The 1,416-nt window shown below is 45.1% G+C and carries 3 protein-coding genes; all 3 read right to left on the bottom strand.

Going from position 1 to position 1,416, the window contains the following annotated elements:
- Window positions 1–92 precede the first annotated feature (92 nt).
- Window positions 93–335, bottom strand: a complete 243-nt coding sequence (locus tag M595_RS27540; RefSeq protein WP_023069334.1) for a hypothetical protein — start codon at window positions 333–335, stop codon at window positions 93–95.
- 62 nt (window positions 336–397) lie between these two features.
- Window positions 398–571: a photosystem II assembly protein Psb34 gene (gene psb34 / locus M595_RS30870; RefSeq protein WP_009787864.1), complete on the bottom strand. Its 174-nt coding sequence runs from the start codon at window positions 569–571 to the stop codon at window positions 398–400.
- Window positions 572–698: 127 nt separating this feature from the next.
- Window positions 699–1,416 (bottom strand): thiazole synthase (locus tag M595_RS27535; protein WP_040484778.1); only part of this gene is annotated, 718 nt, incomplete at its 5' end.

The raw sequence follows: 1,416 nt of genomic DNA, 5'->3' as shown, positions 1-1,416 counted from the left end.
GACTCACCATCAACCCCGGCAATTTTTAACTGAGAATGAAACAGCCCTGGGGGCCCCCTAAAAGGACCGAAGAAAGTTAACTCCCCTCGCGATTAATAAATAGTCCCCGACGGGACACCTTTTCCCTCTCGACTAATTAATAGTCCCGCGAGGGACACAATTTCCCTCTCCTCGTAGGAGAGGGCGTTGCGGTGAGGTAGGAGAGGGTTAGGGAGAGGTTCTTCTTGACCCCCCTCGCCATTAATTAATATTATTCCCTCGCCTTCTAGGAGAGGGTTAGGGAGAGGTTCTTCTATTGATAAAAAAACAAACCAGGTATCTGAACTTTCAAACACCTGGATGAGTTAAGAACGCCTAATTTAATTTAAAGAACGATGCTAAAAAATCTTCTCTTTTGTTAACCAGAAACTCCAACCGCGACAACAATTAAACCAACAATTAAAGCAATACCTAAAGATCCTAAAATGATATAATTGCGGACTTGATTTTTGTTCGGAGGTTCAGCAGTATAAACTTTGGGTTCAACAGCAAAGTTGTTTAGGCGTCCACCTTCTTCGGTTGTATAAGGCATAAATTAATGTCCTCGTTTCATTTGATTTAGTCTAGAGTAACAAAAATTTGCCCATAGTTAAATAACTTTAGGTATACTTGTGGGTTCCCCTGGGTAGGGAACCTCTGAGAACTTTAGATCACAAGACTTAAGAACTAATCGTTCCCGTCACCGGAGAAGAAGCTGTGGCATAATTTTTAATGGGAATCCGTCCCGATAGATACGCTAAACGACCCGCCTGAGTCGCCATTCCCATCGCTTGTGCCATGATCGCAGGCTGTCCGGCTAAAGCGATCGCTGAATTAATTAATAACGCCGAGGCGCCCATTTCCATCGCTGTCGCGGCTTCACTTGGGGTTCCAATTCCCGCATCCACCACAACGGGAACTTTGGCATTATCGATGATAATCTCGATATTGGCAGCGTTTTTAATTCCCTGTCCCGAACCAATTGGCGAACCCAAAGGCATGACTGTCGCACAGCCAATTTCTTCTAAACGTTTGGCAACCAACGGATCAGCGTTAATATAGGGAAGCACTGCAAACCCTTCTTTTACCAACTGTTCTGCGGCTTCTAAGGTACCAAAAGGATCAGGTAACAGATATTTGGGATCTGGGATAACTTCTAACTTGACAAAATTGTTGTCTTCCTGTCCTAATAATTTTGCCATCTCCCGTCCTAAACGGGCTACCCGAATGGCGTCTTCTGCATTTTGACAGCCTGCGGTGTTGGGAAGCATCCAAATTTTTGTCCAGTCAATGGCTTCTGCAAGTCCTTCATGTCCGGGGGCTTGGGTTTGAACCCGTCGGACTGCAACTGTGACAATTTCACATCCACTGGCGAGGATGCTTTGCTGCATTTGTTCT

Source organism: Lyngbya aestuarii BL J (assembly GCF_000478195.2).
Taxonomy (GTDB): domain Bacteria; phylum Cyanobacteriota; class Cyanobacteriia; order Cyanobacteriales; family Microcoleaceae; genus Capilliphycus; species Capilliphycus aestuarii.
This window is presented reverse-complemented; position numbering and strand designations above follow the sequence as displayed.